This is a genomic window from Hymenobacter jejuensis, assembly GCF_006337165.1.
GTDB lineage: Bacteria > Bacteroidota > Bacteroidia > Cytophagales > Hymenobacteraceae > Hymenobacter > Hymenobacter jejuensis.
On record NZ_CP040896.1, the window covers coordinates 2,708,758 to 2,732,397 of the forward strand.

The window sequence follows — 23,640 nt, forward strand, 5'->3', positions numbered from 1 at the left end:
GTAGAAATTGCGGAATAGATACAGCGTTACAAATAGCCCCGCAAAGTACTCAACGTTTTACCTCTACCCAACCTTTTACCCAGCGGCCTTCTGTGTCGCGCAGGTGGTAATAGTAGACGCCATCGGCCAAATTATCGCCGCGCCAGTCGTTGCGGTAGTCATCGGTTTCGTACACTTTCGCTCCCCAGCGCGAAAAAACTTTCAACGTGGCCGGCTGGCAGCTGAAAGTAGGCATGAACTGGTCGTTTTTGCCGTCGCCATTGGGCGTGATGATGTTGGGAACGAATACTGCCCCAACTTCGACGGGCGCAAACTGCGTGACCACCACGCAGCCCGCGTACCGCGCAGTAAGCTGGACTTTGTAGGTGCCCGGCTTGGTGAATTCGTGCGTCGGGGCGGCTTCGGTAGCGATCGGCGTGTTGTCGCCAAAATCCCAACTGTAGGTGCCGCCCATCAGGCTGGGCTGAAACTGAATCGTAAGCGGCGCTAACCCCGTGTATTGAGGTGCCGCCGTGCATTCGGGCACGTTGAGGCTAACGCTGGAGCTGGAAACCGGCGCCAGGGTAATCGTCTTGGTAGCCGACATATCGCAGCCGGTTTTGCCGTAGGTGTATTTCAAGCTGATGACAGCACCGCGGCCGTTGGTGTTGGGCGGCGTAAACAAGCCGTCGGCCGACACGCCCGTGCCGCTCCAAGTGCCGCCCGCCGGCGTGGCGCCCCGCAGCCGGAAGGCCTTGATCTGATCGGCGCACAAGGTAGAGTCCGGACCGGCCGCGACAACAGGCGGCGCGCTGACAATAATAGTGCGACTCACAGCGCCGCAGCCGAGCGTATCGGTGAGGGAGTAGGTGATCGTGTGTTGCCCGACGCCGGCTCGTGCCGGATCAAAAACATTTCCGGTAACCCCAGGTCCGCTGAAGGTTCCGCCAGGGCTGGGCGTGGCAGTTAGTGTAAGGGCTGCGCTATTCCGGCACACTTCAGGCGGCAGGGCAAATGTCATAACCGGCTCAGGCATAACTATATAGCGTACCGACCTGGTTGTGAGGCAAGTGCCCGTGGCCGCGGCCGTATAGGTAAGAATGCTCGAACCGACTTTCGCCACAGAGGGCGTAAACAGGTAACCGCCACCCGGCGCTGCCGTCACGCCAGGGCCTTGCCATACGCCACCCGCCGGAGTGCCGCCCAGCGTTACCGGCCCGGCGCTGAGGCAGATGTAGCGGCGCGGGCCGGGATCGGCGATGCGGGCCCCGAAGTCGAACTTGAAGGCGGCGTTGTTGCAGTTGGTGCTGCCGTTTCGGGTGGAGTAGGTATTCACGCCGGGCGGAAACGGAAAAGCCTGCCGGCCTTGGCAGCCGCCGCACACGGCATGATACACATAGCCCCGCTTGTCGAAGCGAGAGGTGCCGCCATCGACGTGCTCGTTTACACCCGAACCGCCCAGGAAAGTGGCGTATTCGAGGGTAGCGGCCCCCGGCGAAAGCTCGGCCAGGTAAAAATCCTCGCCGTCGGTGGTACGCTGCAGGCCGTCGGAGGTCGTTGCCAGCCCGTCGGTGGTGCCGTTGTAATAGGGGCCAATGGTATTAGGCCCGCCGCCCCAGCCGCACACATAAATGCGCTCGCAATCGTCTACCAGAAAGGCAGTTGGCGAAAAGCTGATGGCGCTTTCGCTGTTGGTACTGCGCACGCCAATGGTAGTGCCCAGCAACACGTTTTTTAGGTCGGCATCAAACTTCAGAATGTATTGTCCGCTGGTCCGGACGTTGTAAGTGCCTGCGGTAATGGGCATTACGCCTTTGCTTTGGCCCAGCAAGTACACATCGCCGTCGCCGTCGAGCTGAATAAAATACGCCTGGTCGGATTTGCTGGTGCCCACGTAGCTGGCTCTTATCAAGCCTTGGCCATCGGGGCGGATACGCGCCACGTAGCCGTCTACATCCCCCTGAGCCTTAGGCTGATAGCCATCAGTAGAGAAAGCAAAGTTGGTGCTGGTGGTGCCGCCACATACAAATACTTCCCCGTTGGCCGCCAATTGCAGCGAATACGTGGCATCGTATTGATTACCACCCAGATAGGTGCTCCAAGTCAATTGACTCAGATTCGGGGTGAGCTTGCACACTACGCCATCGGTAAGGCCACCCAACGTGCGCTGGAACCCATTGACTATGGGGAAGTTAGCAGAAGCCGTTGCCGAGGCAATATATACGTTGTTGTTAGCGTCGGTGAGGATGTCGCCGCGAAACTGATCGCCGTAGTTGCGCACCAGTGGGCTAGAGGTAGTGGCCGAAGCCTGCACCAGCCCGTCGTTGTTGCTGCCACCGAGGTAGGTAGAGCTCAGCAACTTTTGCCCATCGGAGCTAAGGCACGTAACTACTAAGTCGGAGCCGTTGGTGTAGGGGATACCGTTCAGAAAACTACCCGATACGGCGATGCCACCGCCAAATGCACTTTGGTACGCCGAGCTGGTAACGGGGTAATCGCGCGAGCTGGTGCTGCCTAGAATCAGGAGTTCGTTGCGTGCGTTCACCACCATGCTGTGGGGTGCATCCGCCTGATTGCCACCCAAATACGTCGCGTAAAGCCGGGAAGCCGCACCGTTTACGCTGGGGTTGTACTTGATGATGGCCATGTCGATGATGCCGTTGAATGACACATCGTAAGCGCCGGTGGTAGCCGGATAGCCAATGCCGAACACGATGCCGCCGGAGTAAAGATTGCCCTGCGCGTCGTAAGTCGCCGTGAAGCCCCAGTTGTCGGCTGTAGAACCAGTAAAAGACGAAAAGACGATCGTCGGGTCGATGACCAGCGGAAGCTTTTGATTGTAAGTGCCTAATTTAAAAGAGATTACATTTTTACTCAATACGAACTCACAAGGCACTGCTATGCGCCGCTCCCCGACCTGCTGCCAAGCCAGCGGCGCCTGTTCGGTAACCGTGCCCACCGAAGTCCGGATAACGAGCCGGCCGTTGTCGAGGCCGAGCTGGTCGGCGCCGGTGTAGCGCAGCCGAATGGCCGAAGGTTTGGCGCCCGCCGCTACCGTAAAGTCGTATTCCAGCTTCTCTTGGTTTTCATACAAGTGCACGCCGACGCCGGGGTACACGTCGCCGTACGTAACCTCGTGAAAACCCTGTGCGCCGTCGGCCCACTGCTTTGCGTCGGAGCCGCGGAAGTAGTTGCGCGTGCCGGGCGTGGCCTCCACACCCGTAAGCTTGGGTTTGGCGTTGGCGCCTTCGAAAGTCACGGAATAGGCATGTGCGCGCAGCTTGTCGGGCAGTGCGCTGCTGGTAGCGTTCGTATGGCTCTGCTCGTAGTGGGCGTGCAGCGCCTGCGGATCGACGAGCGCGAAGGTGAAGCCGGTGTTGGTCAGGAACAGCCGGCCGCTCGGCAATTCGGCCATGTAGCGGGCATGGGCGTCCCATTGGCCACGGTTTTCAACAAACTCCAGCGTGCGCGCTTCGGGCAGCGGCGTAGCTACCTTACCAGACGCGCCGAAAGCACCCGCCAACAACAATAAAAGACATAAAAAACGAAGGGTAGAGTATAGCATAAATAGAGGTTCTATCTTGTCGCAAACTACAATGAAAATAGGGTAATCTGACGGGGAACACCCACTCCGCAGGGCTTTCCCGTAGCTGGGCTACCTTTGTCAACCCTCATCCGGGTTTTTCTACTACCGTGCGTCGCTCCTTTGCATTCAAATTCACGCTGCTGATCCTCCTGTGGGTGCTGGCGGCCATCGCCTGCGTTCAGATTCCGGCCCATACCTTCTGGCCCGCTGCTTTTGGCGCGCTTACGCTGCCTATCGCGCTCGCCGTCAATGTGTTGCTGGTGGTGTATTGGCTGCTGCGCGACTGGCGGGTAGCCGCCCTGCCCATTGTGGTAGCCGTGCTGACGTGGCCGCATTTTCAGCGCGGCTTGGCTCTGCATCCGCTGCACACTAGCTCACCCACCGGCACGCCGGGGCAGCGCATACGAATGCTGAGCTCCAACGTGCGCATCTTCAACGTGTACCCGCAGCTGCGCGACAAGAACCTGCATTCGTCGAAGGCCATGATCGCGTGGCTGGCCGATAACCAAGCCGACATTCTGTGTTTGCAGGAGTTTTACAACGAGCCGATTCGGACGCAGGACGGAAGCGTATTCAACGCCGTGCGGCAAATTGGGGCGGACAAAGACCGGCACGTATTTCTGTCCAAAACGCTCACCAACAGCGTAGGCGCGGAGTTTGGGATGGCCATTTTTACGCGGTTTCCCATTTTGCAGCGCGGCACCATCAACTTCGGCCGCCTGACGCAGAACCACGCCATGTTCGTGGATCTGCTGCTGCCCTCCCGCGATACCATCCGCGTCTACAATGTGCATTTGCAGAGCATGAGTATGGACGAGCGCGACATCGTCGACAGCTATTCCAGCAAGGACGGTTTCAAGCGCAAGGCCCGCGGCCTGCTTGCGCGTTACAAGCGCGGCCTGGTGGCACGTAGCACGCAGGTCGATACGCTGGTGCAGCGCTTCGAGCGGTGCCGCTACCCGATGCTGCTCTGCGCCGATCTCAACGATGTGCCCTACAGTTACGCCTACGATCAGTTGGCCGACCATTTTCAGAACGCGTGGGCGACCGTCGGCAACGGCATCGGCAGCACTTACAACGGCGCCTTGCCCTTCGTGCGCATCGACAACCAATTTGCCAGCTCACAATGGGCCGTCGATGATTTCGAGATTCACCGTGAGATTCCGTTTTCTGACCACTTCCCGACTACGGGCGTCTATCAGTTAAATAAAACGCAGAGTGAAACTAGTAAGTAATTGATTATCAGTTATTTGTATTTAAATATATTTGTGCTAGCGCAATAAATTATAAACTACAGTATGAACCTTATGTACCATACACTTTGACTTTTGTGCCATACATACTTCACCTAGGACTTTGTTGTGGATAAAAACCCCGTTTAGAGGCGTTGAGAGGGCATTTGGTTATTTCTATTACTAAATGTAACGGCAGCCAACTAGGCACGTTCAACCCCAACCCACGTCATGATTTTGCGCCGGGTCACCCGTCAAATCTTCCTACTTTTGCCAGATGCAGCACTCGCTTTCGCTTTACAATACCCTTACTCGTCGCAAAGAAGCTTTCCAACCCTTGCATCCGCCTTTCGTGGGCGTTTATTTGTGTGGCCCAACCGTTTACAACGACGCGCATTTGGGCAATGCCCGCGGTCCCGTCGTGTTTGACGTGCTGGTGCGCTACCTGCGGTATCTCGGCTACACGGTGCGCTATGTGCGCAACATTACCGACGTTGGCCACCTCGAAAGCGACGCCGACGAAGGCGAGGACAAGATCTCTAAAATGGCGCGCGCCGCCCAGTTGGAGCCCATGCAAGTAGCTGAGTACTACGCCAATCGCTACCATCGCTACATGGAGGTCTTGGGTTGCGTACCGCCCGACATCGAGCCCCGCGCCAGTGGCCACATCACTGAGCAGATCGGCTTGATTCAGGAGATCTTGGACAATGGGTTTGCCTACGAAGTCAACGGGTCGGTGTATTTCGATGTGCCGCGCTACAACGAGCAGCACCGCTACGGCAAGCTTTCGAACCGCGTGACCGAAGAGCTGCTCGCCGGCACCCGCGACAACCTCGCCGGCCAAGACGAAAAGCACTCGCCCCTCGACTTTGCGCTCTGGAAAAAGGCCTCGCCGGTCCACCTGATGCACTGGCCATCGCCGTGGAGCGAGGGCTTTCCCGGCTGGCACCTCGAATGCTCGGCCATGAGCCGCAAGTACTTAGGCGCCGAGTTCGACATTCACGGCGGCGGTTTGGACCTGATGTTTCCGCACCACGAGTGCGAAATTGCCCAGAGCCAGGCCAGCCACTCGCACTCCGACGAAGCCCGCGTGTGGATGCACAACAACATGATCACGGTGAACGGGCAGAAGATGAGCAAGTCGCTGGGTAACTTCATTACCATCAATGAGTTATTCGACGGCTCCAACGCCACGCTCAGCCAAGCTTACTCGCCCATGACGGCGCGCTTTTTCCTGCTGCAAGCCCAATACCGCAGCCCCGTCGACGTGAGCGACGAGGCCCTGCAAGCAGCGCGCAAAGGCTATCGCAAGCTGATGAATGGCCTGCGGCTGCTCGAAAAACTGCGTTTGCCAGAAGGCGTTGAGAGACAGGCAGATACCTCAACAGCCGATGCAGAGTTGCGCAAGCTCATCAGCGACTGCTTCGCCGGTCTCAACGACGACCTGAACACGGCGCGTGCCATTGCCAGCTTGTTTAACCTGCTACGCAAGCTCAACGGTTACAATGCCAATCTGGCTTCGCTAGCGGCCGTAAGCGAAGCGGCTTTGCAAGAAGCGATGACTACGTATTCGACGCTGGTTACGGATATTCTGGGTCTTGTAGATGAGCCGCGTGCCAACGCCGAGCAATTACTGGGTCTGACGTTGCAGTTTTATCAGGAAGCCAAGACCGTAAAAGATTATGGCAAAGTCGATGAAATCAGGGCCGCGTTGAAAGAGCAAGGCATCGTAATCAAAGACACCAAAGCCGGCGTCGACTGGGCTTACAGCGAGGAATAGCTTACCGTGTAGAGTAAGCTACAGTATCGAAGGGCATGCGGAACAAAGTCGAAGCACCTTTTCTGGTTAGTAATTTCTCTTTTTGATCAGCACCACAACGAAGCGGGAGAGATGCTTCGACAAGCTCAGCCTAACGAGCGATTTTAAAACCTCTATGAACTCGAAAACCCTTTGGCTGGCACCTGTGCTGGCGGCGCTGGTATCGCTTGCGGGCTGTACGGACAACAAAACGAAATCGGTAGAAACCGAGGCTTCCGCAGAGGCGAAGGTGCCCGCAGCTCCTAGCTTCAGCGCCGATTCGGCGTTTGCGTTTACAGCCAAGCAGGTAGCTTTCGGGCCGCGCGTGCCCAACTCCAAGGCACACGTTGCCACCGGCGATTGGATTGTTAAGAAGTTTAGAAGCTACGGGCTGACGGTGCAAGAACAGCCTTTTGAGGCCATGGCGTTTGATGGTAAAATGCTGCGCTCGCGCAACATTGTGGCCCAGTTTCAGCCGAAAGCAACCCGCCGCGTAGCCGTATTCACGCACTGGGACACGCGTCCCTTCGCCGACAAAGACAAGCAGAAGAAAAACGCGCCCCTCGACGGGGCCAGCGACGGGGCCAGTGGTGTGGGCATTGCGCTCGAAATGGCGCGCGTGCTGGCCGCCCAGCCCGATAGCTTGGCTCCGAATGTGGGCATCGACTTCATCCTGTTCGACTCCGAGGATTACGGCTACGATTCCAGCACGCAGAGCGAGCTAAAGGATCAGCTCGGGGTGCAAGGCAAGGACAGTTGGTGCTTGGGCTCGCAGTATTGGGCCGAGCATTTGCTGCCGGCCAACTACAAGCCCAACTACGGTATTCTGCTCGACATGGTGGGTGCTAAAGACGCCAAATTCAGTCGGGAAGAGCAGTCGCGGCAATACGCGCGCGACGTAGTAGACAAGGTTTGGAACACGGCAGCGCGCATTGGCTACTCCGACTTTTTCCTGTTTCAGGATTCGCCCGGCATTACCGATGACCACGTGTATACCAACAAAGCTGGCGTGCGCACCATCGACATCATCGACCATTTGCCCGTTGGCGATGAGTACTTTCCGGCGTATCACCACACCACGCAGGACAATATGGCCATCATCGACCGCCGCACGCTGAAAGCTGTAGGGCAAACGGTTCTGCAAACCATCTATCAAGAGTAGCTGATTGATAATCAGTTGATTATATAAAAAGGCCTCGCTTGGATAAGCGAGGCCTTTTTCGTGATTAAGTTGCTGATACATTATTACAAGTACTCGACTTTCGTGCCTGCTTGGCTCACCGTCAACCGCGTTCGCCGCCCGCAGATTAAGGCCAGATTGTGCGGTTCGTGGCCTACTGGAAAGCCGTAGGCAACCGGAAAATTGTACTTGCGGGCATACGTGTCGATGATTTCGTAGGGCGTCTGGCCAAACGGGACGGCATTGTCCTGCGGATTGGTAAAGTGGCCCACGATCAGGCCGGCGAGTTGACGGAGTTTGCCGGTGCGTTCGAGGTGCACCATCATGCGGTCGATGCTGTAGAGGTATTCCTCGATGTCTTCCAAAAACAGAATGCGGCCGGCGTAAGAGCAGTCAGAGGCGGTGCCCGTAATGGTTTGGAGCAGGCTGAGGTTGCCGCCAAAAAGCTCGCCTTCGGCCGTGCCTAATTGGTTGAGTGGGTGCGCCGCAACCTCGTACGCTACCGATTCGCCAAACAAGGCCCGCCGCAAGCTTTCGAGCGCTTCTTCGCCGCCAGATTGGTGAAAAATAAAGGGCATCACCCCGTGAATGCTTTCGTGGCCCAGCTTCAGCAGATGGCAGTTGAGCACAGTGATGTCGCTGAACCCGGCAATCCATTTAGGGCTTGCGGCAAAACGCGAAAAGTCGATTGCGTCGATGATGCGGGTGGTGCCGTAACCGCCGCGGGCGCACAGAATTGCCCGGATTTCGGGCGCGTCTAGCATGCGCTGAAAATCGCGGGTGCGTAACTCATCCGAACCGCCAAACTGATGGTGCTCAGCCGATACGCTTTCCCCCAACACCACTTTCAAGCCCCAACCCTGGAGAATATCGACGGCGGCAGCAACTTCTTCGTGCGACACTTTGCGGGCCGTACAAACAATGGCAACGTGGTCGCCAGGGCGAAGCGAGGGGGGCATGGTAGGCATAAGAAACGACAGTAATGACGGCCGCAAACCTACGCAACAATCAGCCTTGGCGGGGCGCACAAAACCGTCAAAACACAAATATGTGTTAATCAACAAGTTGTGATTAAACGGTTAAGGCCGCCGTTTCTGAAATAGTGTTGGCCTTCGCCTGAAGCAGCCTGATCTTGCCGGTGCGCGCCACAAAGGTCCCGGAACGCCGCAACGCGTCGCGGTGACGGAGGAGCTGCGCCAAGGATACGTAACCAACTGCGTAGCCTTCGGCTGGGTTATCCTGTGATATCGTGCTGAATGTTAGTAGGTTACTGGCATCTTCATCGGGCCGACGTACATATACTTCCACTTCAAGATCGGTGGTGTACGTGGACTTTTCAGTAGTTGTGAGCTTGGCGTAGGAGTAGCGCAACCCCGCCCTTAGCGCCACCAAGTCGGCCAGCACAGCCGAGCCCGTTGGGTGCCCACCGGCCCCGCAACCGCTCAGAAACTGCGTGCCGGCGTACGTAGCTTCAAGAACAACGCCGTTGAACTCTCGCTCGACTGTGTAAAGCGGCGCTGTAGCCGCCACAAATTGCGGCGTTACAAATGCGGTTACGCGCCCGTCGGGCAGCTTTTGCAAGCTGGCCACCACCTTGATTTTCTGGCCCAAAGCAGCGGCGTAACGGATATCCTGCGCAGTAACGTTCTCAATGCCAAGGTTTAATACTTGTTCCGGCTCTAGGAGCAAGCCGTAGGCGTGCGCGGCCAAAATGGTGGCTTTGCTGCGCGGGTCGAATGCGGCCATGTCGAGCGTCGGGTCGGTTTCGGCGAAACCCAGTGCTTGCGCTTCAGCCAAGGCCGGCGTGTAGTCGGAGCCTTCTTCAGTCATGCGGCTGAGCACGTAATTCGAAGAGCCGTTGAAAATGCCGCTTACCGATTCGAGCGGTTCGTGGCTGAAATATGCATCCAGAGTCCGGACGATGGGAATGCTGCCGCACACTGCCGCCTCATACAGCAACGTACCGCCAAATTCGCGCTGCAATGCCACCAACTCCGTCAGATGGCGCGCCACCATCGCCTTGTTGGCCGTCACGATGCGGCGGCCTTGGCGCAGGGCCGTGCTTACCAGCCGAAACGCTTCGGTTGGGTCGTCGATGACCTCTACCAGAATGTCCAACTCAGGGTCCTGCAAGAGATCGTCGGCGTGAAAATCGAAACGATCGTGCGGAAGCGGCCGCGCCTTGGTTGGGTTTTTGACGGCAATGCGCCGGATGTGAGCGTTCAGTTCCGGCAGCTTTTCCAGGATATCGTATAAGCCCTGCCCGACGCAACCAAAGCCAATGAGACCAATTTGAAGAGGGCGGTCAGCAGATTTAGTAGTTGGCATAGATGAAGAAAGAGTAATCCGATTAAATTGTTAAATAATTTATAATCAATATGTTATAAACTGTCAATGGGCGAAGGTATGCGCGTAAAAGCGCTCCAGAAAATGCGTGATTTGGTCGGTTTCGATCAAGAAGCCGTCGTGGCCATACTGCGAATCCATTTCGGCATACACCGCACCCGGAATGTGGCGAGCCAGTAGCTGCTGCTCGCTGGGTGGAAAAAGCACATCCGACGTGATGCCCAGCACCAGCGTGCGGGCCCGAATCCGGCCCAGCGCCGCGGCAATGCCGCCCCGGCTGCGACCTACGTTGTGCGTGTCCATGGTTTTGGAGAGCGCAACGTAAGTATAGGCATTGAAGCGAGCCACAAGCTTGTCGCCCTGGTACTGCTGATACGAGCTGGCCCGAAAGCCATCGATAGTATCGTCCATCGTTTCGGCTTGGGTAAGCCCGTAGGCTTCGTAGCTGCGGTAGCTGAGGAGCGCAACGGCGCGCGCGGCGCGCAGTCCCTGCTGCCCACCGGTAGGTGTGTTTTGGTTATAAGTGCTATCTGCTTGAATAGCAAGTCGTTGGGCTTCGTTAAAAGCAATGCCCCAGGGCGAATGCTGGGCGTTGGTCGCTAGCACTACCAGGTTGCCAAAAAGGTCCGGTTGCTGAATCGCCCATTCCAGCGCCTGTTGGCCGCCGAGCGAGCCCCCGATCAGGGTATGAACTTTTCTAACTCCCAAATGCTGCCGCAACTGCTCGTGCGCCGTCACCATATCGCGAACGGTGAGCAGCGGAAACCGGCTGAAAAGCGCCTCGCCAGTCGCCGGATCGGGCGTTAGGGGGCCTGTAGAGCCGTAACATGAACCCAGAATATTGGCGCAAACAATAAAGTACTCGGCCGGATCAAAGTGACAATTCTCCCCAAACAACCCCGGCCACCACTCCAAAACGTTGGAGTTGGCGGTGAGCGCGTGGCATACCCACACCACATTGTCGTGGTTGGCATTGAGCGTGCCATACGTATGGTACGCCACCTGCACATGCGGCAGCGTGGCGCCACTTTCGAGCGCTAAAGGATGGGGTAAGGTGAAAAATTGACTATCGACCATAAAGTAGATGCGTGTTGCAGAAGCTCAAGGGATAAGCTTTGCAAGGATTTTCAATAGCCCGCGGGCTGAACCTGCTGGATCGGAGGCAGTCGGTCCCACCCAAAAAGATCCCTCGATCCGGTTCAGCCCGGGCTACTGAAGGATGGTCAAAACGGCTCCCTCTCTCACAAAAAACCGTTCTGCCATCCGCAATGCGGCAACTCCCGAAAGAAGGCGGCTACCGTTGCGACTCGTCGCCGCGGCCACCGCCCAACCTCTCATTTACACTTCCAGGGGTTGCGCATGTTCTTTTTCGGGCTGCAACAACGTGCTGCCCACTTCTTCCGCTTGCAGCGGCGCTTCATTGCGAACGGCTTCGAAGGCCTGCGCCAGATCGGCACGGATGTCTTCAAAATGCTCGATGCCAACCGACAGGCGCAGTTGCGTAGGCGCTACACCAGCGGCGCGCTGTTCGTCGTCGGAGAGTTGTTGGTGCGTGGTAGCCGACGGCTGAATAATGAGCGTCTTGGCGTCGCCCACGTTGGCTAAGTGGCTCACCAGCTTCAGGTTATCAATAAACTTGGTGGCCGTTTCCTTGCTGCCTTTGATGGTGAAGGTGAGCACGCCGCCGAAGCCGCGCTTTAAGTACTTCTGCGCCAAGGCGTTATAGGGGCTGCTCTTTAGGCCAGGATAGTTCACGCTCTCGACCTGCGGATGCTGCTCCAGCCAAGTGGCCACCCGAAGTGCATTTTCTACGGTGCGGTCGACGCGCAACGACAGGGTTTCGAGGCCTTGCAACAGCTGGAAGGAGTTGAAAGGGCTGATGGACGGCCCAAAGTCGCGCAAGCCTTCTACCCGCGCCCGGATGATGAAGGCAATGTTGCCAAACGGGCCGTTTTTGCCGAATACGTCATTGAAAACCAAGCCATGATAACCTTCGGAAGGCTCCGTAAACTGCGGAAATTTGCCGTTGCCGAAGTCGTATTTGCCGCCGTCCACGATCACGCCGCCGATGCTGGTACCGTGGCCGCCGATCCATTTGGTAGCCGACTCTACTACGATGTGCGCGCCGTGCTCCAGGGGGCGGAACAAGTAGCCGCCAGCGCCAAACGTATTGTCTACAACCAGCGGCAGGTCGTGCTTCTCGGCAATGGCGGCAATGCGCTCAAAATCAGGCACGCTGAAGCTGGGGTTGCCGATGGTTTCGAGGTAAATCGCCTTGGTTTTGTCGTCGATCAACTGCTCGAAATGATCGGGATTATCGCCGTCGGCAAAGCGAACCTCAATGCCCAAGCGCTTGAAAGCCACTTTGAACTGGTTGTAAGTGCCGCCGTAGAGGAACGACGAGCTAACAAAGTTGTCGCCGGCCTGGAGGATATTGTTAAGGGCAATGAACTGAGCAGCCTGACCCGAACTGGTTGCTAGCGCTGCTACGCCGCCTTCGAGGGCAGCTACACGCTGCTCAAACACGTCGGTGGTTGGGTTCATCAAACGGGTGTAGATGTTGCCGAACTCCTTAAGGGCGAAGAGGTTAGCGCCGTGTTCTGCGCTTTTGAAGACGTAGGAGGTTGTCTGATAAATCGGAACTGCGCGGGAGCCGGTAGTCGGATCGGGTTGTTGGCCGGCGTGTACTTGGAGGGTTTCGAAGTGCAGGTTTTGCGTAGACATAAAGAGGCTGTGATTAGGAAGTGTCAGAAGGAGAAAGATGCTGTAAATCAGGGCGTAAGCGACGGACGGCTTAGGCGAAGCTCCTCAAGAGCGCAAGGTTGCGCTGAGGCAGGAAAAACCCGTCGGAGAGCGTACCAAGACGCTGCAAGACGCAGTTTTGCGGTAAGTACAGAGGGGGAGGAAAGGAGGCTAGACTCGACTTAGCGAGTTAGCAACAACAGGTGCAACAGCGGCACATTCGCATTCGCATGACTACACCTTCGGCGCGGCTAAGAGCAGCGGCAACCGAAACACGAAAACCCATTGGCAAACCGGCGTGCAGAAACGCAGCCGTGGCGGATGGGTACGAGAGGGCGAAAGCGAAAGAGTTTTGCATGGCACTCAACTTATATTCCCCGTCGGCGGATGCCGGGCCGGGCAGGAATTGGCACCTTTCGCGCGGTCGAAGGTTGCCAGCGGGTCACGGAGCCTGATCTCTCGCCGCTTCTGTATAAATTTTGAAAACTACCCCGCCGCGAGCGGGGGAGTACCGGGTTGGTAGCTACAAATGTACAACTGGATTTGACATACGCAAATCCAGGGCAATATTTTTTGCGCGACCTAGTCGGCAGTTTATGAGCTACTTAGCTAAAAAAGAACAGAAGCACAGGAAAAATATTTTGCTTAATGACCCGAAAAACGGTTTCAGTAAGCCGCTGATTTGGCTTCCTAATCGCTGTTATTCTTCAAGTGTTACTAAGCAATTCTGCGTGGCTTCGTACTTCTTGCCCGAAACCTTTACACACATGGTGTCTTATAAAGAAGAATCAGTCTAAATAGGTAAAAATCAATAGCTTATATGCAAAAAGGCTGCCTCCAGTTGGAGGCAGCCTTTTTGCCTGGTTATGTAAGAGAATAAGAGCTTAGCTCTTAGGCAATGTAAGCACTTGGCCTACCTCGATGTGATCGGGATTGCTGCCGATAATACCTTTGTTGGCTTCGTAGATCTGGTGCCATTTGGCAGCATCGCCATAATGATTTTTGGCAATTTTCGACAGTGAGTCACCACTTACGACAGTGTACGTGTCGCCTTGCGTAGTAGCAGAGGCAGGTTGGGCGCTGTTGCCACCAAAGAAATCGGTGTTACCCGCATTCTGGTTGGGCTGATTAGCCGGTTGAGCAGGTTTTTCTTCGCCTTTATTCAGAAAATCAAACAGTCCCATAGTGTGTAAAGCTTTAGATTAGAGAGGAGAGAAAAACTTGGGCAGTGGGCAAGTGCACCATTGCCACGACATCAGGGGAGCTTACGCGTTTAGGATGAATAAGTTGTAGTTCCGGAAGCTCAAGAGTTGGGTGCTAACTCTTTTGGCGCGGCTGCCGTAAGAAGCGCTGTGTTTGATGCCGTGAGCTCCACCCAGCGGGCATCAACTAGCATATTGCTCACCTTCCTAACCCTTACAACGAACCCATGAAAACCTCCCTTTCTCCCTTCCGGTATTTGGCCAGCTTGCTGGTGTTGGTGGCTTTGCTGACCGCAAGCTGTAGCCAGGAAAATAAAGTTGGCGAAACCAACCTGCTTTACGGTACCGATAGCAAAGTCTGGAAAACCGATAAAGAAACCTCTGCCACCGGCGATAAAGTAGCGCAAACCAGCGCCGACAAGAAAACCGAGCTCCGCTTCTATGCCAACGGCAACTTCAACATGTCGTCGCCCACCCAAACAATGCAGGGTACTTACACCTTCGATCAAGCTGCTAAAAAGATCACGTTGACGCCTGCGGGTGGCCCCAATTCCCTGAGCTTTGACGTAGTTAATCTGACCAAAAATGAGATTACTCTCAAAGCCCCAGATGGCTCGCAGATGATGCTGGAAGCTGACTAACAGCATTGAAAATACAATTTCTAGCCATTAAAAAAAGCCCTTCTGCATAGTGCAGAAGGGCTTTTTTTAATGGCTAAGTGCTCTGAAAGGTGATTTGTAACTTATTTATAGTCAAAATAATTGTGAATTAGGGTGCTGGTTGCTTGACGAACACCCGTGAAATCCAGCGGGGCAGGAATATGGCCCCGAGCACGAGGTACATGTAATACGTCACGATGCGGTACAGGAGCACGATAAAGTTGGTCATCGTGGGCGTACCGATGAATTTGCCGAAGAACGTCGGGAAAGCCCCTTCGGCAATGCCCGCCCCGCCCGGTGTAATGGCGATCAACAGAATAACTTTGTAAGTAAGGTTGCGGCCAAAAATGAGCGCGAACTCGTTGGCGTTGACATTGACGAAAGCCGCGATGATACAGCCGATTACGGCATAGCGAGCCGTCCAGACAAAGGCTGTGGAGAGCGCCGCTCGAAGCCAGTAGCCCGCACCGTTGCCGCGGAGCTGCGCCGAAGCCCATACCATCTCGTTGCCGTGCTGGTACGCTTTGGCCCGCCAGCGCCGCAGCCCCCGAATTGAAAAGAAACGGACCAAGAAGCGCTTGACAGACAAGGGATTAATAAAAATCGCATAGAGCATCAGGCCGGCGTACAGCGTGACCGAAACGTAGCTCACCACAAACGCTACCCGCAACGTAGCCACCAACCCGCCTTGCAGTGCCTCGTGCGGATATAAGGCGTCGCCGGCTACCCACACCACCAGCGGTACCATGATGACATAATACAAATTGTCGAGCATGGCCGTTGCCATCACGTACGCCAATGATTTGCCGAGCGTAATGCCTTCTTTATTAAGCAGAAAGGGTGCTATGGCCGTGCCACCCACTGCCGAAGGCAGCACGCAGGACGCAAATTCCCAAATCATGATTACGTCCAAGCTAGCCCGCCAGCTCAGGGCCCGCTCTGACATGTGCCGGATCCGGTAGACATAGCCTAAGTCGCGGGCTAGCAGCACCACCAGCATAATGGCCAGCCAGTGCAATTTCGCATTGGCCAGCGGTGCCAGATCGCCGGGTTTATAACTGCGCCAAAACATAAAGCCCACCACGCTCAGGCCAATCAGGACGGGCAGCACGATGCGCGAAGGCCGGAGCTTATCGAGCAGCTGCTGTTCTTGACTGTTCTGCGTGAGCGGCATAGGCGAGGGGGTGAGGCGGAGCGTAAAAGTAGAGAATCTTGGGTGGCGGCGCTGTTAAATCCAGATTAAGAGGCCCTAACGATATGGCGATGGCAACAACCGGTAGCTTGGAAAAATCGTAACTTTGTCTGTTGTACGTAGCAGAATACTCAGGTTACAGCCTAACCTTTTAAAGCACGTGCCTGTTGCCTTGCTGAATTCTACTTTTGCCTTATAGAATATGATTGTCGAACCTGGTGAATTGCTGGCGGCTATAAACTCGCCCAACGACCTAAAAAAGCTCAGCCAAGATCAGCTGGTACAACTCAGCCAGGAGCTCCGGCAGTTCATTATCGACTCGGTTTCGATTTACGGAGGCCACTTTGGGGCCTCACTAGGGGTAGTAGAACTAACGGTGGCGCTGCACTACGTTTTCAACACTCCTGACGACCAGCTGGTGTGGGATGTAGGCCACCAGGCTTACGGCCACAAAATCCTGACCGGACGCCGCGACCAGTTCCCCACCAACCGTCGCTATGGCGGCATGTCGGGCTTTCCGAAGCGCAAAGAGAGTGAGTATGATGCCTTCGGCGTAGGCCACAGCAGCACTAGCATAGGCGCGGCTCTGGGTATGGCTGTTGCCTCTGATTACAAGAAAGAGTTTGACCGTCAGCACATTGCCGTAATCGGCGACGGTGCCATGACGGCCGGAATGGCTTTTGAGGCGCTCAACCACGCCGGCGTAACCAATACCAATCTGCTGGTTATCCTCAACGATAACTGCATGAGCATCGACCCCAATGTGGGGGCGCTCAAAGAATATCTAACCGATATTACTACGTCGCGCACCTACAACAAAGTGCGCGACGAGCTCTGGAATGTGCTGGGCAAGCTGAGCAAATTCGGCCCCAACCCCCAGCAGATTGCCCGCAAGGTAGAGCAAGCTATGAAAGCTACTTTGTTGAAACAGAGTAACTTATTTGAAGCCCTGAAATTCCGCTATTTCGGTCCGGTCGATGGGCACGACGTCGACCATTTGGTTACGATTCTGCGCGATCTCAAGAGCATTCCGGGCCCCAAGCTGCTGCACTGCGTTACGGTGAAAGGCAAAGGCTACGCCTTGGCCGAAAAAGACCAGACGCTGTGGCACGCGCCGGGCTTATTCGACAAAATCACGGGCGAGATTTACAAGAAAGTCCCGGACAAGCCCCAACCGCCCAAGTATCAGGATGTATTCGGGCATACGCTGGTAGAGTTGGCTGAGCAAAACGACAAGATCATGGGCGTGACGCCGGCGATGCCTTCGGGCTCGTCGCTGAACATCATGATGAAAGCCATGCCCGACCGCGCCTTCGACGTGGGCATTGCTGAGCAACACGCTGTTACCTTTTCGGCGGGCTTGGCCACGCAGGGGTTGGTGCCGTTCTGCAACATCTATTCATCGTTCATGCAACGGGCTTATGATCAGGTAGTTCACGATGTGGCGTTGCAAAATCTGCACGTCGTATTCTGCCTCGACCGGGCCGGTTTTGCCGGCGCCGACGGCCCTACGCACCACGGCTGCTACGATATTGCCTATATGCGCTGCATCCCGAACATGGTGGTTTCGGCCCCGATGAACGAGGAGGAGCTGCGCAACCTGATGTATACCGCCACGCTGCCCGAAAACGCCGGCCCCTTCAGCATCCGTTACCCGCGCGGCGAAGGTGTGATGCCGGAGTGGCGTAAGCCTCTCAAGAAACTTACCATCGGTACCGGCCGCGTAGTGCGCGATGGAGAAGGCGTGGCCATTCTGAGTATTGGGCACATTGGCAACTATGCGCAAAAGGCTGCTAATCAATTGGTTGCAGAAGGGCTAAACCCTGGCCACTACGACATGCGCTTCTGCAAACCGTTGGACGAGGAAATGCTCCATAATGTGCTGCGGCAGTACAAAGCCATCATAACCGTAGAAGACGGTTGCCTGCAAGGCGGCTTTGGCGCGGCCGTGCTGGAGTTTATGGCCGATCATGGGTACTCGCTGCCCGTGAAGCGCCTCGGCATCCCCGACCGCGTAGTAGAACACGGCTCTCAGGATGAGCTTTATAAGGAATGCGGCTTCGACGCGAATGGCATTGCTGAGGCAGTTCGCTCCTTAACTGCCAAAGCCACAGTGGCTTCAGTAGTAGAAGTGACTTTGTAGAACTACAATCCTTTCATCCAAAATTATTGTGAAGCCGAAGTAGCTACTGCTGCTTCGGCTTCGCTGCGTTTGCGAATTACTTGCAAGACGCTGGATCATAAGCCAAAAAATTGGCTTGAGTTATCGGGAGAAAGTACAAGTAAAGCGATCACCATTCGCCATATATCCATCATATGCCTCAACACCTCGCACTCGTTTTCCTGCACGGCTTTGCCGAAAGCCGCGAAGTCTGGGCGGAATTCGTTCAAGGCTTCCCCAAACAATACAAGCTGCTCCTATTTGACTTGTTAGGATTTGGTGATAACTATTTCAGCAACAACGATTTGTCAATGGAGGCGCAGGCAGAATATGTCGCCGAGCAACTTCACATAGCCGGCGTAGAAAAAGCCGTACTCATTGGGCACTCGATGGGCGGCTACGTGGCCTTGGCGTTTGCGGAAAAGTATCCGGCGCAGGTCGCGGGTCTCTGCCTATTCCATTCCTCTGCCCAAGCCGATACCGGCGAAAAGAAGGCCAACCGCGATAAAAACATCCATTTCGTTGAGCGCCACGGCGTCGAAAAGTTTATGGGTTCCTTTATCCGCCCGCTACTGGCCCCTGCCAACCGCGATCGGCTAGCCCATCGCGTTGCTTTCCTGGAAGATATCGCCAAGTCGGTGTCGAAGGAAACCATCGTCAACGGTACGCGCGCCATGCGCGACCGCCCCGATCGCATGCATGTGTTGCGTGAGGCGACGTTTCCGGTGCTGTTTATCGTGGGCAAAGAAGATGTAGCCGTATCGCTGGAAGCCTCGCTAGCGCAAGTCGCGCTGCCGCCTATTAGCACAGCCTTATTTCTGGCTGATGTAGGCCACATGGGGTACTTTGAGCAGCCAGATGAAACGCGGCGCGCTGTGCTGGAGCTAGCGAAAGCCAGTTGGGGTCTCTAATTCTTAACAACCCTTATGGGTCTGATTTTAGGGCGGCTTATGATGTAAGCAGCAATCAAAAAATTTGTATTATATAAATAATTGACTAAACGTTAATAATAAGGCAAAAAGTATTTTTTAGTGGATAAAATTTGCTTAAAATGGTGAAATAGAAGATGTTGATTGGAATGTATTTCAAACCTGTAAATTTGATTATTGTATAAAATAAAGTTGTTCGCACCGTACAAAAATCAGCATATGAAAAACCTTCCAAACCATCGGGCAGCGCCCCGGTGCTGGCACAACGTCCAATCGCACTAACTACTAGTTCTCGGATCTGTGCCTGACGGAAACCGTTGCCAACACTGTGTATTATCGTCTGCGTCAAGTAGATGCCTCAGGTGAAGCAGCATACTCTCCGGTGCGTACAGTACAGGTGCCGGCGGTAGCGCGAGCTTTCAAAGCGGATGTTTTCCCCAACCCTTACCAAGACGTCGTAACCGTGCGATTTACCCCCGCCGGTACCGGGGCAGTTACACTAACTGCGCACGATATGTTGGGTCATATTCTGTTTACCAAAACCATAGCAGTAGGCGAAGGCACGCAGGATATTCCATTGCCGCAAGCTACAGTGTTGCAGGCAGGCGTGTACTACCTAACAGTACAGCAAGGCAATCAGCAGCAAGTGCTGAAAATGAGCCACCAATAAGAGTTAAGCCTCGCGCCCACTAAAAAGGCCAGAACCGTAAATGGTTCTGGCCTTTTTAGTAGCTTATAAGGTAAAGCGGAGTAAGCAGGTAGAAGGTATTAGCTTACCGCTACTGCTTCTTTCAGCAATCCAAGCTTAATCATATGCTCCGCGATCTGTACGGCGTTGGTTGCAGCGCCTTTGCGCAGGTTATCGGCTACCACCCACATATTCAGCGTGTTGGCTTGCGATTCATCGCGGCGAAGACGGCCAACCAGCACGGCATCTTTGCCGTGGGCATCTTTGGGCATCGGGTACTGGTTGTTGGCCACGTCGTCGACAACTTCTACGCCATCGGTTTCGCGTAGCAGCCGGTATACGTCTTGTAGGTCAAAATCACGCTCAAACTCCACGTTTATTGCTTCCGAGTGGCCGCCCATCACGGGAATGCGAACGGCGGTAGCAGTTACTTTAATGGAGTCATCGCCCATGATTTTCTTGGTTTCCTTCACCATTTTCATCTCCTCCTTGGTGTAGCCATTGTCTTCGAACACGTCGATGTGAGGCAGCACGTTCAGGTCGATGGGGTGGGGATAGGCTTTCGGCGCAGCATCGGGCGTGCCAGCGCGCTCGGCCATGAGTTGGTCTACCGCTTTTTTGCCGGTACCGGTTACGCTTTGGTAAGTGCTTACCACAATGCGCTTTATCTTATACGCCTCGTGCAGCTTGTGCACTGCCAAGACCATTTGAATGGTCGAGCAGTTGGGATTAGCAATGATCTTGTCGTCCGGGGTCAGCTCTTTGGCATTGATCTCGGGCACCACCAGCTTCTTGGTGGGGTCCATGCGCCAAGCCGAGGAGTTGTCGATCACGACGGTGCCAACTTCGGCAAAGCGGGGCGCTTGCTCCTTCGAGACCGAGCCGCCAGCCGAAAAAATAGCCACGTCGGGCCGGGCGGCAATAGCCGCATCCATGCTCACGACCGGATACTTTTTGTCTTGAAAATCAATGAGTTGTCCTACCGATTTTTCGGAGGCAACGGGCAGAAGCTCTGTGACCGGGAAATTCCGCTCGGCCAGTACCTTCAACATTTCGCCCCCGACCAGGCCGGTGGCGCCTACTACAGCTACTTTCATGATTGGGGTGAATAAAAGAACAAGCCAACTGGCTCTAATCGTAAATATCGACAAAACCTGCTTATTCAGCAGGGAGTGATTTTTGGTGAGCGGGCAGCTTTCTGGCAATAATTATATTTATCTTGCTGCCCCTAAGCCTGCATTCGAGTCATTAGCTAGCTTTTACGCTTTAGGAGCAGGAGAATCTATTTTAGTGCTATTATATAAATAATTGATTGTGAATAAGTTGTGTATTTGCCTGATCTGGGCAGGGGTATGCATTTTGTGCTTTCCTGGTTTTGTAAGGGCTCAATTTGTGGAATCCTTTGCCGACGGTGATTTTGCCCAAAATCCTACTTGGACGGGTGATGTAACTAGTTTTCAGGTTAATGCGCTGAAGCAGCTACAAAGCAACGGTCCGGCCGTTACCGGCACGACGCTGCAACTGGCGACACCCAGCCAAGTAGCAACGGGCGCGACTTGGGAGTTCTATGCCAACCTGAAGCTGGCTACGTCGGGCAGCAACTATGCCGACGTATGGCTAACCGCTGATCGGGCCGAACTGAAAACGGCGGGCACCAAGGGCTACTTCGTGCGCTTGGGTGGCACAGCCGATGAAATAGCGCTCTTCCGCCAAGACGCCACGGGCAGCCCAGTCTATGTTATAAACGGGAAAGATGCTACCCTCACTTCGGCCAATAACAACGCCGTGCGAGTGCGAGTAACACGTTCAGTAGCAAACGAATGGACGCTGGAGCGGGACTTTACGGCCACCAGCCAGGGCTACGTGAGCGAAGGCACCGCTACGGATGCTACCTATCGGAGCAGCGCCTATTTTGGCATAAAGCTCGTGTATTCCGCGGCTAACAGCCGCAACTTTTACTTCGACGATTTTCGTGTTTCGGACACCACGCCGCCTGCTCTGATAGGTGCCAAAACGACCGCCAGCCGCCAGCTGGACGTGACTTTTTCGGAAGCCGTAGCAGAAGTGCAAAGTGCCGTGAATTACCGGCTTGCTTCCGGCGCAACCGCGCTCACCGCCCAGCGCGACGCCACCGATCCTGCCCTAGTGCACCTAACGTTCAGAGCCGATCTGCCGCTCGGAAACCTAGTGCTGGAAGTGCTGAATGCCACAGATTTGTTCGGAAATACCGCAACAGCACCGCTTTCAATAAGCTTTGTAAATCAGGGGTTTGCGGTGGCGCCTACCGTCAACCAAGTGTTGATTACCGAGATTATGGCCGACGAAACGCCCGTCGTTGGTCTGCCCGCCTCAGAATATTTAGAAATCCATAACCCGAGTGTTACCGCTTTGCTGGACTTGGCCGGCGTGCGGCTGCTTAAGCAGGGCAGCAGCACAGCCGCTGTGTTTCCGGCGGGCGCGGTGCTGTTGCCGGGCGAATACGCGGTAGTGTGTAGCAGCACCCGGACCAGCCAGTTTGCCGCGTATGGGAAGGTATTTGGGCTGAGCAACTTCCCAAGCTTAACCAACGCCGGTGATCAGGTGGTGTTGCGCGGGCGCGATGGGCGCACACTATTTGAGATCTCATACTCAGATACTTGGTACAAGGACAGCCGTAAGAAAGACGGCGGCTGGGCACTGGAAATGGTCGACGTAACGAATCCCTGCGCCGGTATCGCCAACTGGACGGCCAGCACTGATGCTAGCGGCGGTACGCCCGGCCGCCTCAACTCCGTGCACGCCACCAACCCCGATACTACGCCGCCTGCGCTGCTGCGCGCCGTAACGCTTTCTCCGACTTCGCTGCGGCTGTTTTTCGGTGAAAAGCTCGACAGCACAGCCATGCTTTTGCCGGCATTGTATTCGCTGTTGGGCTCCGCGAACACGGTAATCAAGGTAGTGCCGCAAGGGCCTGATTTTAGGATTGTTGATCTGACTCTGGCTACGGCTCTGCAAGTCAATCAACCCCAAACCGTAACCGTGCAGCACGCTACTGATTGCGTGGGCAATGCGACCGGTCCGGCGGCTTTTGCTACGTTTGCACTCCCCAGTGCTCCTGCCAGTAATGACATAGTAATCAATGAGATACTGTTTAACCCGCGCACGGGCGGCGTTGACTTTGTTGAGTTGCTGAATCGCTCGGGCAAGTACCTGGACGTGCAGGGATGGCAACTCATCAATGCCCGTACCGACAGCTCAGCCGACGCCCAGCCCGTGAGCGCAGCTTCCTATGTGCTGGCGCCGGGGCAGTTGGTGGTGCTCACCACGCGCCCCGATATCGTGATCAGTCACTACCCTACCAACGATCCGGCGGCTTTCCTGCTCATGCCGCACTTGCCTTCGCTGCCCGACGATGCCGCTGTGGTGGTACTCGCCGATGCCGCCGGCCGCACACTCGATCGGTATGCGTACGACAAGAAGCAGCATCTGGCCTTGCTCAACGATCTCAACGGTGTGTCGATCGAACGCATTCGCGCCGATGGGCCGAGTCAGCCAAGTAACTTTCATTCAGCAGCCAGCACAGTTGGGTATGCTACGCCGGGTCGGCAAAACTCACAGTATCAAGGTGATATAGCCGGGGATAAAGTCTTTCGGGTAGAGCCCGAAGTGTTCACTCCCGATGGAGATGGCCAGCAGGATTTTACCACGCTCAATTACCAACTGGACCAAGGCGGTTTTGCCGCTAGCGTAACCATTTACGATGCCCAGGGTCGCCTCACGCGCCGCCTCGTCCGCAACGAAACGCTGGCTACGAGCGGCTTTTTCCAATGGGATGGCCTCACCGATCGGGGCACGAAAGCGCCGATTGGCTACTACGTTCTGTTCGTTGAGCTCTTTCAGGCCAGCACTGGGCAGAAGCAGGAATACAAGAAAAATGTAGTTGTCGGCGCGCATTTTTAGGCGGCAA

The 23,640-nt window shown here is 55.4% G+C and carries 16 protein-coding genes and 1 riboswitch; of the genes, 8 read left to right on the plus strand and 8 right to left on the minus strand.

All coding sequences use genetic code 11. The features are described 5' to 3' along the window. Positions 1–49: 49 nt before the first annotated feature. Positions 50–3,544 carry a DUF7948 domain-containing protein gene (locus FHG12_RS11160; protein ID WP_139515800.1) on the minus strand — a complete coding sequence of 1,165 codons (3,495 nt, stop codon included), beginning with the start codon at positions 3,542–3,544 and terminating at the stop codon, positions 50–52. A 128-nt stretch (positions 3,545–3,672) separates the two neighbouring features. Between FHG12_RS11160 and FHG12_RS11165 the strand changes: the two genes are divergently transcribed. The 3 genes from FHG12_RS11165 (at position 3,673) to FHG12_RS11175 (ending at position 7,757) form a co-directional block, all read left to right on the plus strand. Next, entirely contained in the window at positions 3,673–4,800 is a 1,128-nt protein-coding gene (locus FHG12_RS11165) for an endonuclease/exonuclease/phosphatase family protein (RefSeq protein WP_139515801.1), read from the plus strand. A 274-nt stretch (positions 4,801–5,074) separates the two neighbouring features. Further along, positions 5,075–6,577 carry a cysteine--tRNA ligase gene (cysS, locus tag FHG12_RS11170; RefSeq protein ID WP_139515802.1) on the plus strand — a complete coding sequence of 501 codons (1,503 nt, stop codon included), beginning with the start codon at positions 5,075–5,077 and terminating at the stop codon, positions 6,575–6,577. A gap of 154 nt (positions 6,578–6,731) precedes the next feature. Continuing rightward, a complete protein-coding gene (locus FHG12_RS11175) occupies positions 6,732–7,757 on the plus strand; it encodes a M28 family peptidase (RefSeq protein WP_139515803.1) in 1,026 nt (341 codons plus the stop codon). Positions 7,758–7,840: 83 nt separating this feature from the next. Here the strand turns inward: FHG12_RS11175 and FHG12_RS11180 are convergent, their stop codons facing one another. The 5 genes from FHG12_RS11180 to FHG12_RS11200 all read right to left on the minus strand — a co-directional run bounded on the left by FHG12_RS11180 (position 7,841) and on the right by FHG12_RS11200 (position 14,047). Beyond that, the gene (locus tag FHG12_RS11180) at positions 7,841–8,734 is read right to left on the minus strand and encodes a S66 peptidase family protein (RefSeq protein WP_230471096.1); all 894 of its coding nucleotides are present in this window, start codon (positions 8,732–8,734) and stop codon (positions 7,841–7,843) included. 112 nt (positions 8,735–8,846) lie between these two features. Continuing rightward, on the minus strand, positions 8,847–10,103 hold the full coding sequence (locus tag FHG12_RS11185; RefSeq protein ID WP_139515805.1) for a homoserine dehydrogenase: 1,257 nt from the start codon (positions 10,101–10,103) through the stop codon (positions 8,847–8,849). A 63-nt stretch (positions 10,104–10,166) separates the two neighbouring features. Beyond that, on the minus strand, positions 10,167–11,198 hold the full coding sequence (gene metX / locus FHG12_RS11190) for a homoserine O-acetyltransferase MetX (protein WP_139515806.1): 1,032 nt from the start codon (positions 11,196–11,198) through the stop codon (positions 10,167–10,169). A gap of 261 nt (positions 11,199–11,459) precedes the next feature. Then, on the minus strand, positions 11,460–12,845 hold the full coding sequence (locus FHG12_RS11195) for an O-acetylhomoserine aminocarboxypropyltransferase/cysteine synthase family protein (protein WP_139515807.1): 1,386 nt from the start codon (positions 12,843–12,845) through the stop codon (positions 11,460–11,462). Between the two features lie 383 nt (positions 12,846–13,228). Then, positions 13,229–13,342: riboswitch (SAM riboswitch) on the minus strand. A gap of 405 nt (positions 13,343–13,747) precedes the next feature. Further along, positions 13,748–14,047, minus strand: a complete 300-nt coding sequence (locus FHG12_RS11200) for a LysM peptidoglycan-binding domain-containing protein (RefSeq protein ID WP_139515808.1) — start codon at positions 14,045–14,047, stop codon at positions 13,748–13,750. A 245-nt stretch (positions 14,048–14,292) separates the two neighbouring features. Between FHG12_RS11200 and FHG12_RS11205 the strand changes: the two genes are divergently transcribed. Beyond that, positions 14,293–14,706 carry a copper resistance protein NlpE gene (locus tag FHG12_RS11205; protein WP_139515809.1) on the plus strand — a complete coding sequence of 138 codons (414 nt, stop codon included), beginning with the start codon at positions 14,293–14,295 and terminating at the stop codon, positions 14,704–14,706. 127 nt (positions 14,707–14,833) lie between these two features. Here the strand turns inward: FHG12_RS11205 and FHG12_RS11210 are convergent, their stop codons facing one another. Then, the gene (locus tag FHG12_RS11210) at positions 14,834–15,898 is read right to left on the minus strand and encodes a lysylphosphatidylglycerol synthase transmembrane domain-containing protein (RefSeq protein ID WP_139515810.1); all 1,065 of its coding nucleotides are present in this window, start codon (positions 15,896–15,898) and stop codon (positions 14,834–14,836) included. 220 nt (positions 15,899–16,118) lie between these two features. Between FHG12_RS11210 and dxs the strand changes: the two genes are divergently transcribed. The 3 genes from dxs to FHG12_RS11225 all read left to right on the plus strand — a co-directional run bounded on the left by dxs (position 16,119) and on the right by FHG12_RS11225 (position 19,676). Continuing rightward, positions 16,119–18,059, plus strand: coding sequence for a 1-deoxy-D-xylulose-5-phosphate synthase (gene dxs / locus FHG12_RS11215; RefSeq protein ID WP_139515811.1), 1,941 nt, complete (start codon positions 16,119–16,121; stop codon positions 18,057–18,059). Between the two features lie 173 nt (positions 18,060–18,232). Next, the gene (locus FHG12_RS11220; protein WP_139515812.1) at positions 18,233–18,988 is read left to right on the plus strand and encodes an alpha/beta fold hydrolase; all 756 of its coding nucleotides are present in this window, start codon (positions 18,233–18,235) and stop codon (positions 18,986–18,988) included. Between the two features lie 400 nt (positions 18,989–19,388). After that, positions 19,389–19,676, plus strand: coding sequence for a T9SS type A sorting domain-containing protein (locus FHG12_RS11225; protein WP_165699375.1), 288 nt, complete (start codon positions 19,389–19,391; stop codon positions 19,674–19,676). 98 nt (positions 19,677–19,774) lie between these two features. Here FHG12_RS11225 and FHG12_RS11230 read toward each other — a convergent pair whose 3' ends face one another. Continuing rightward, on the minus strand, positions 19,775–20,791 hold the full coding sequence (locus FHG12_RS11230) for an aspartate-semialdehyde dehydrogenase (RefSeq protein WP_139515814.1): 1,017 nt from the start codon (positions 20,789–20,791) through the stop codon (positions 19,775–19,777). Between the two features lie 295 nt (positions 20,792–21,086). On the opposite strand from FHG12_RS11230, the gene FHG12_RS11235 reads away from it, so the two are divergent. Continuing rightward, the gene (locus FHG12_RS11235) at positions 21,087–23,633 is read left to right on the plus strand and encodes a lamin tail domain-containing protein (RefSeq protein ID WP_139515815.1); all 2,547 of its coding nucleotides are present in this window, start codon (positions 21,087–21,089) and stop codon (positions 23,631–23,633) included. Positions 23,634–23,640 lie beyond the last annotated feature (7 nt).

What these genes read in the sequence shown, in the direction of transcription:
- FHG12_RS11160 (WP_139515800.1), bottom strand. Translation starts at nt 3,544, where the DNA reads ATGCTATACTCTACCCTTCGTTTTTTATGTCTTTTATTGTTGTTGGCG.
- cysS (WP_139515802.1), top strand. Translation starts at nt 5,075, where the DNA reads ATGCAGCACTCGCTTTCGCTTTACAATACCCTTACTCGTCGCAAAGAA.
- FHG12_RS11175 (WP_139515803.1), top strand. Translation starts at nt 6,732, where the DNA reads ATGAACTCGAAAACCCTTTGGCTGGCACCTGTGCTGGCGGCGCTGGTA.
- FHG12_RS11180 (WP_230471096.1), bottom strand. Translation starts at nt 8,734, where the DNA reads ATGCCCCCCTCGCTTCGCCCTGGCGACCACGTTGCCATTGTTTGTACG.
- FHG12_RS11185 (WP_139515805.1), bottom strand. Translation starts at nt 10,103, where the DNA reads ATGCCAACTACTAAATCTGCTGACCGCCCTCTTCAAATTGGTCTCATT.
- metX (WP_139515806.1), bottom strand. Translation starts at nt 11,198, where the DNA reads ATGGTCGATAGTCAATTTTTCACCTTACCCCATCCTTTAGCGCTCGAA.
- FHG12_RS11195 (WP_139515807.1), bottom strand. Translation starts at nt 12,845, where the DNA reads ATGTCTACGCAAAACCTGCACTTCGAAACCCTCCAAGTACACGCCGGC.
- FHG12_RS11200 (WP_139515808.1), bottom strand. Translation starts at nt 14,047, where the DNA reads ATGGGACTGTTTGATTTTCTGAATAAAGGCGAAGAAAAACCTGCTCAA.
- FHG12_RS11205 (WP_139515809.1), top strand. Translation starts at nt 14,293, where the DNA reads ATGAAAACCTCCCTTTCTCCCTTCCGGTATTTGGCCAGCTTGCTGGTG.
- FHG12_RS11210 (WP_139515810.1), bottom strand. Translation starts at nt 15,898, where the DNA reads ATGCCGCTCACGCAGAACAGTCAAGAACAGCAGCTGCTCGATAAGCTC.
- dxs (WP_139515811.1), top strand. Translation starts at nt 16,119, where the DNA reads ATGATTGTCGAACCTGGTGAATTGCTGGCGGCTATAAACTCGCCCAAC.
- FHG12_RS11220 (WP_139515812.1), top strand. Translation starts at nt 18,233, where the DNA reads ATGCCTCAACACCTCGCACTCGTTTTCCTGCACGGCTTTGCCGAAAGC.
- FHG12_RS11230 (WP_139515814.1), bottom strand. Translation starts at nt 20,791, where the DNA reads ATGAAAGTAGCTGTAGTAGGCGCCACCGGCCTGGTCGGGGGCGAAATG.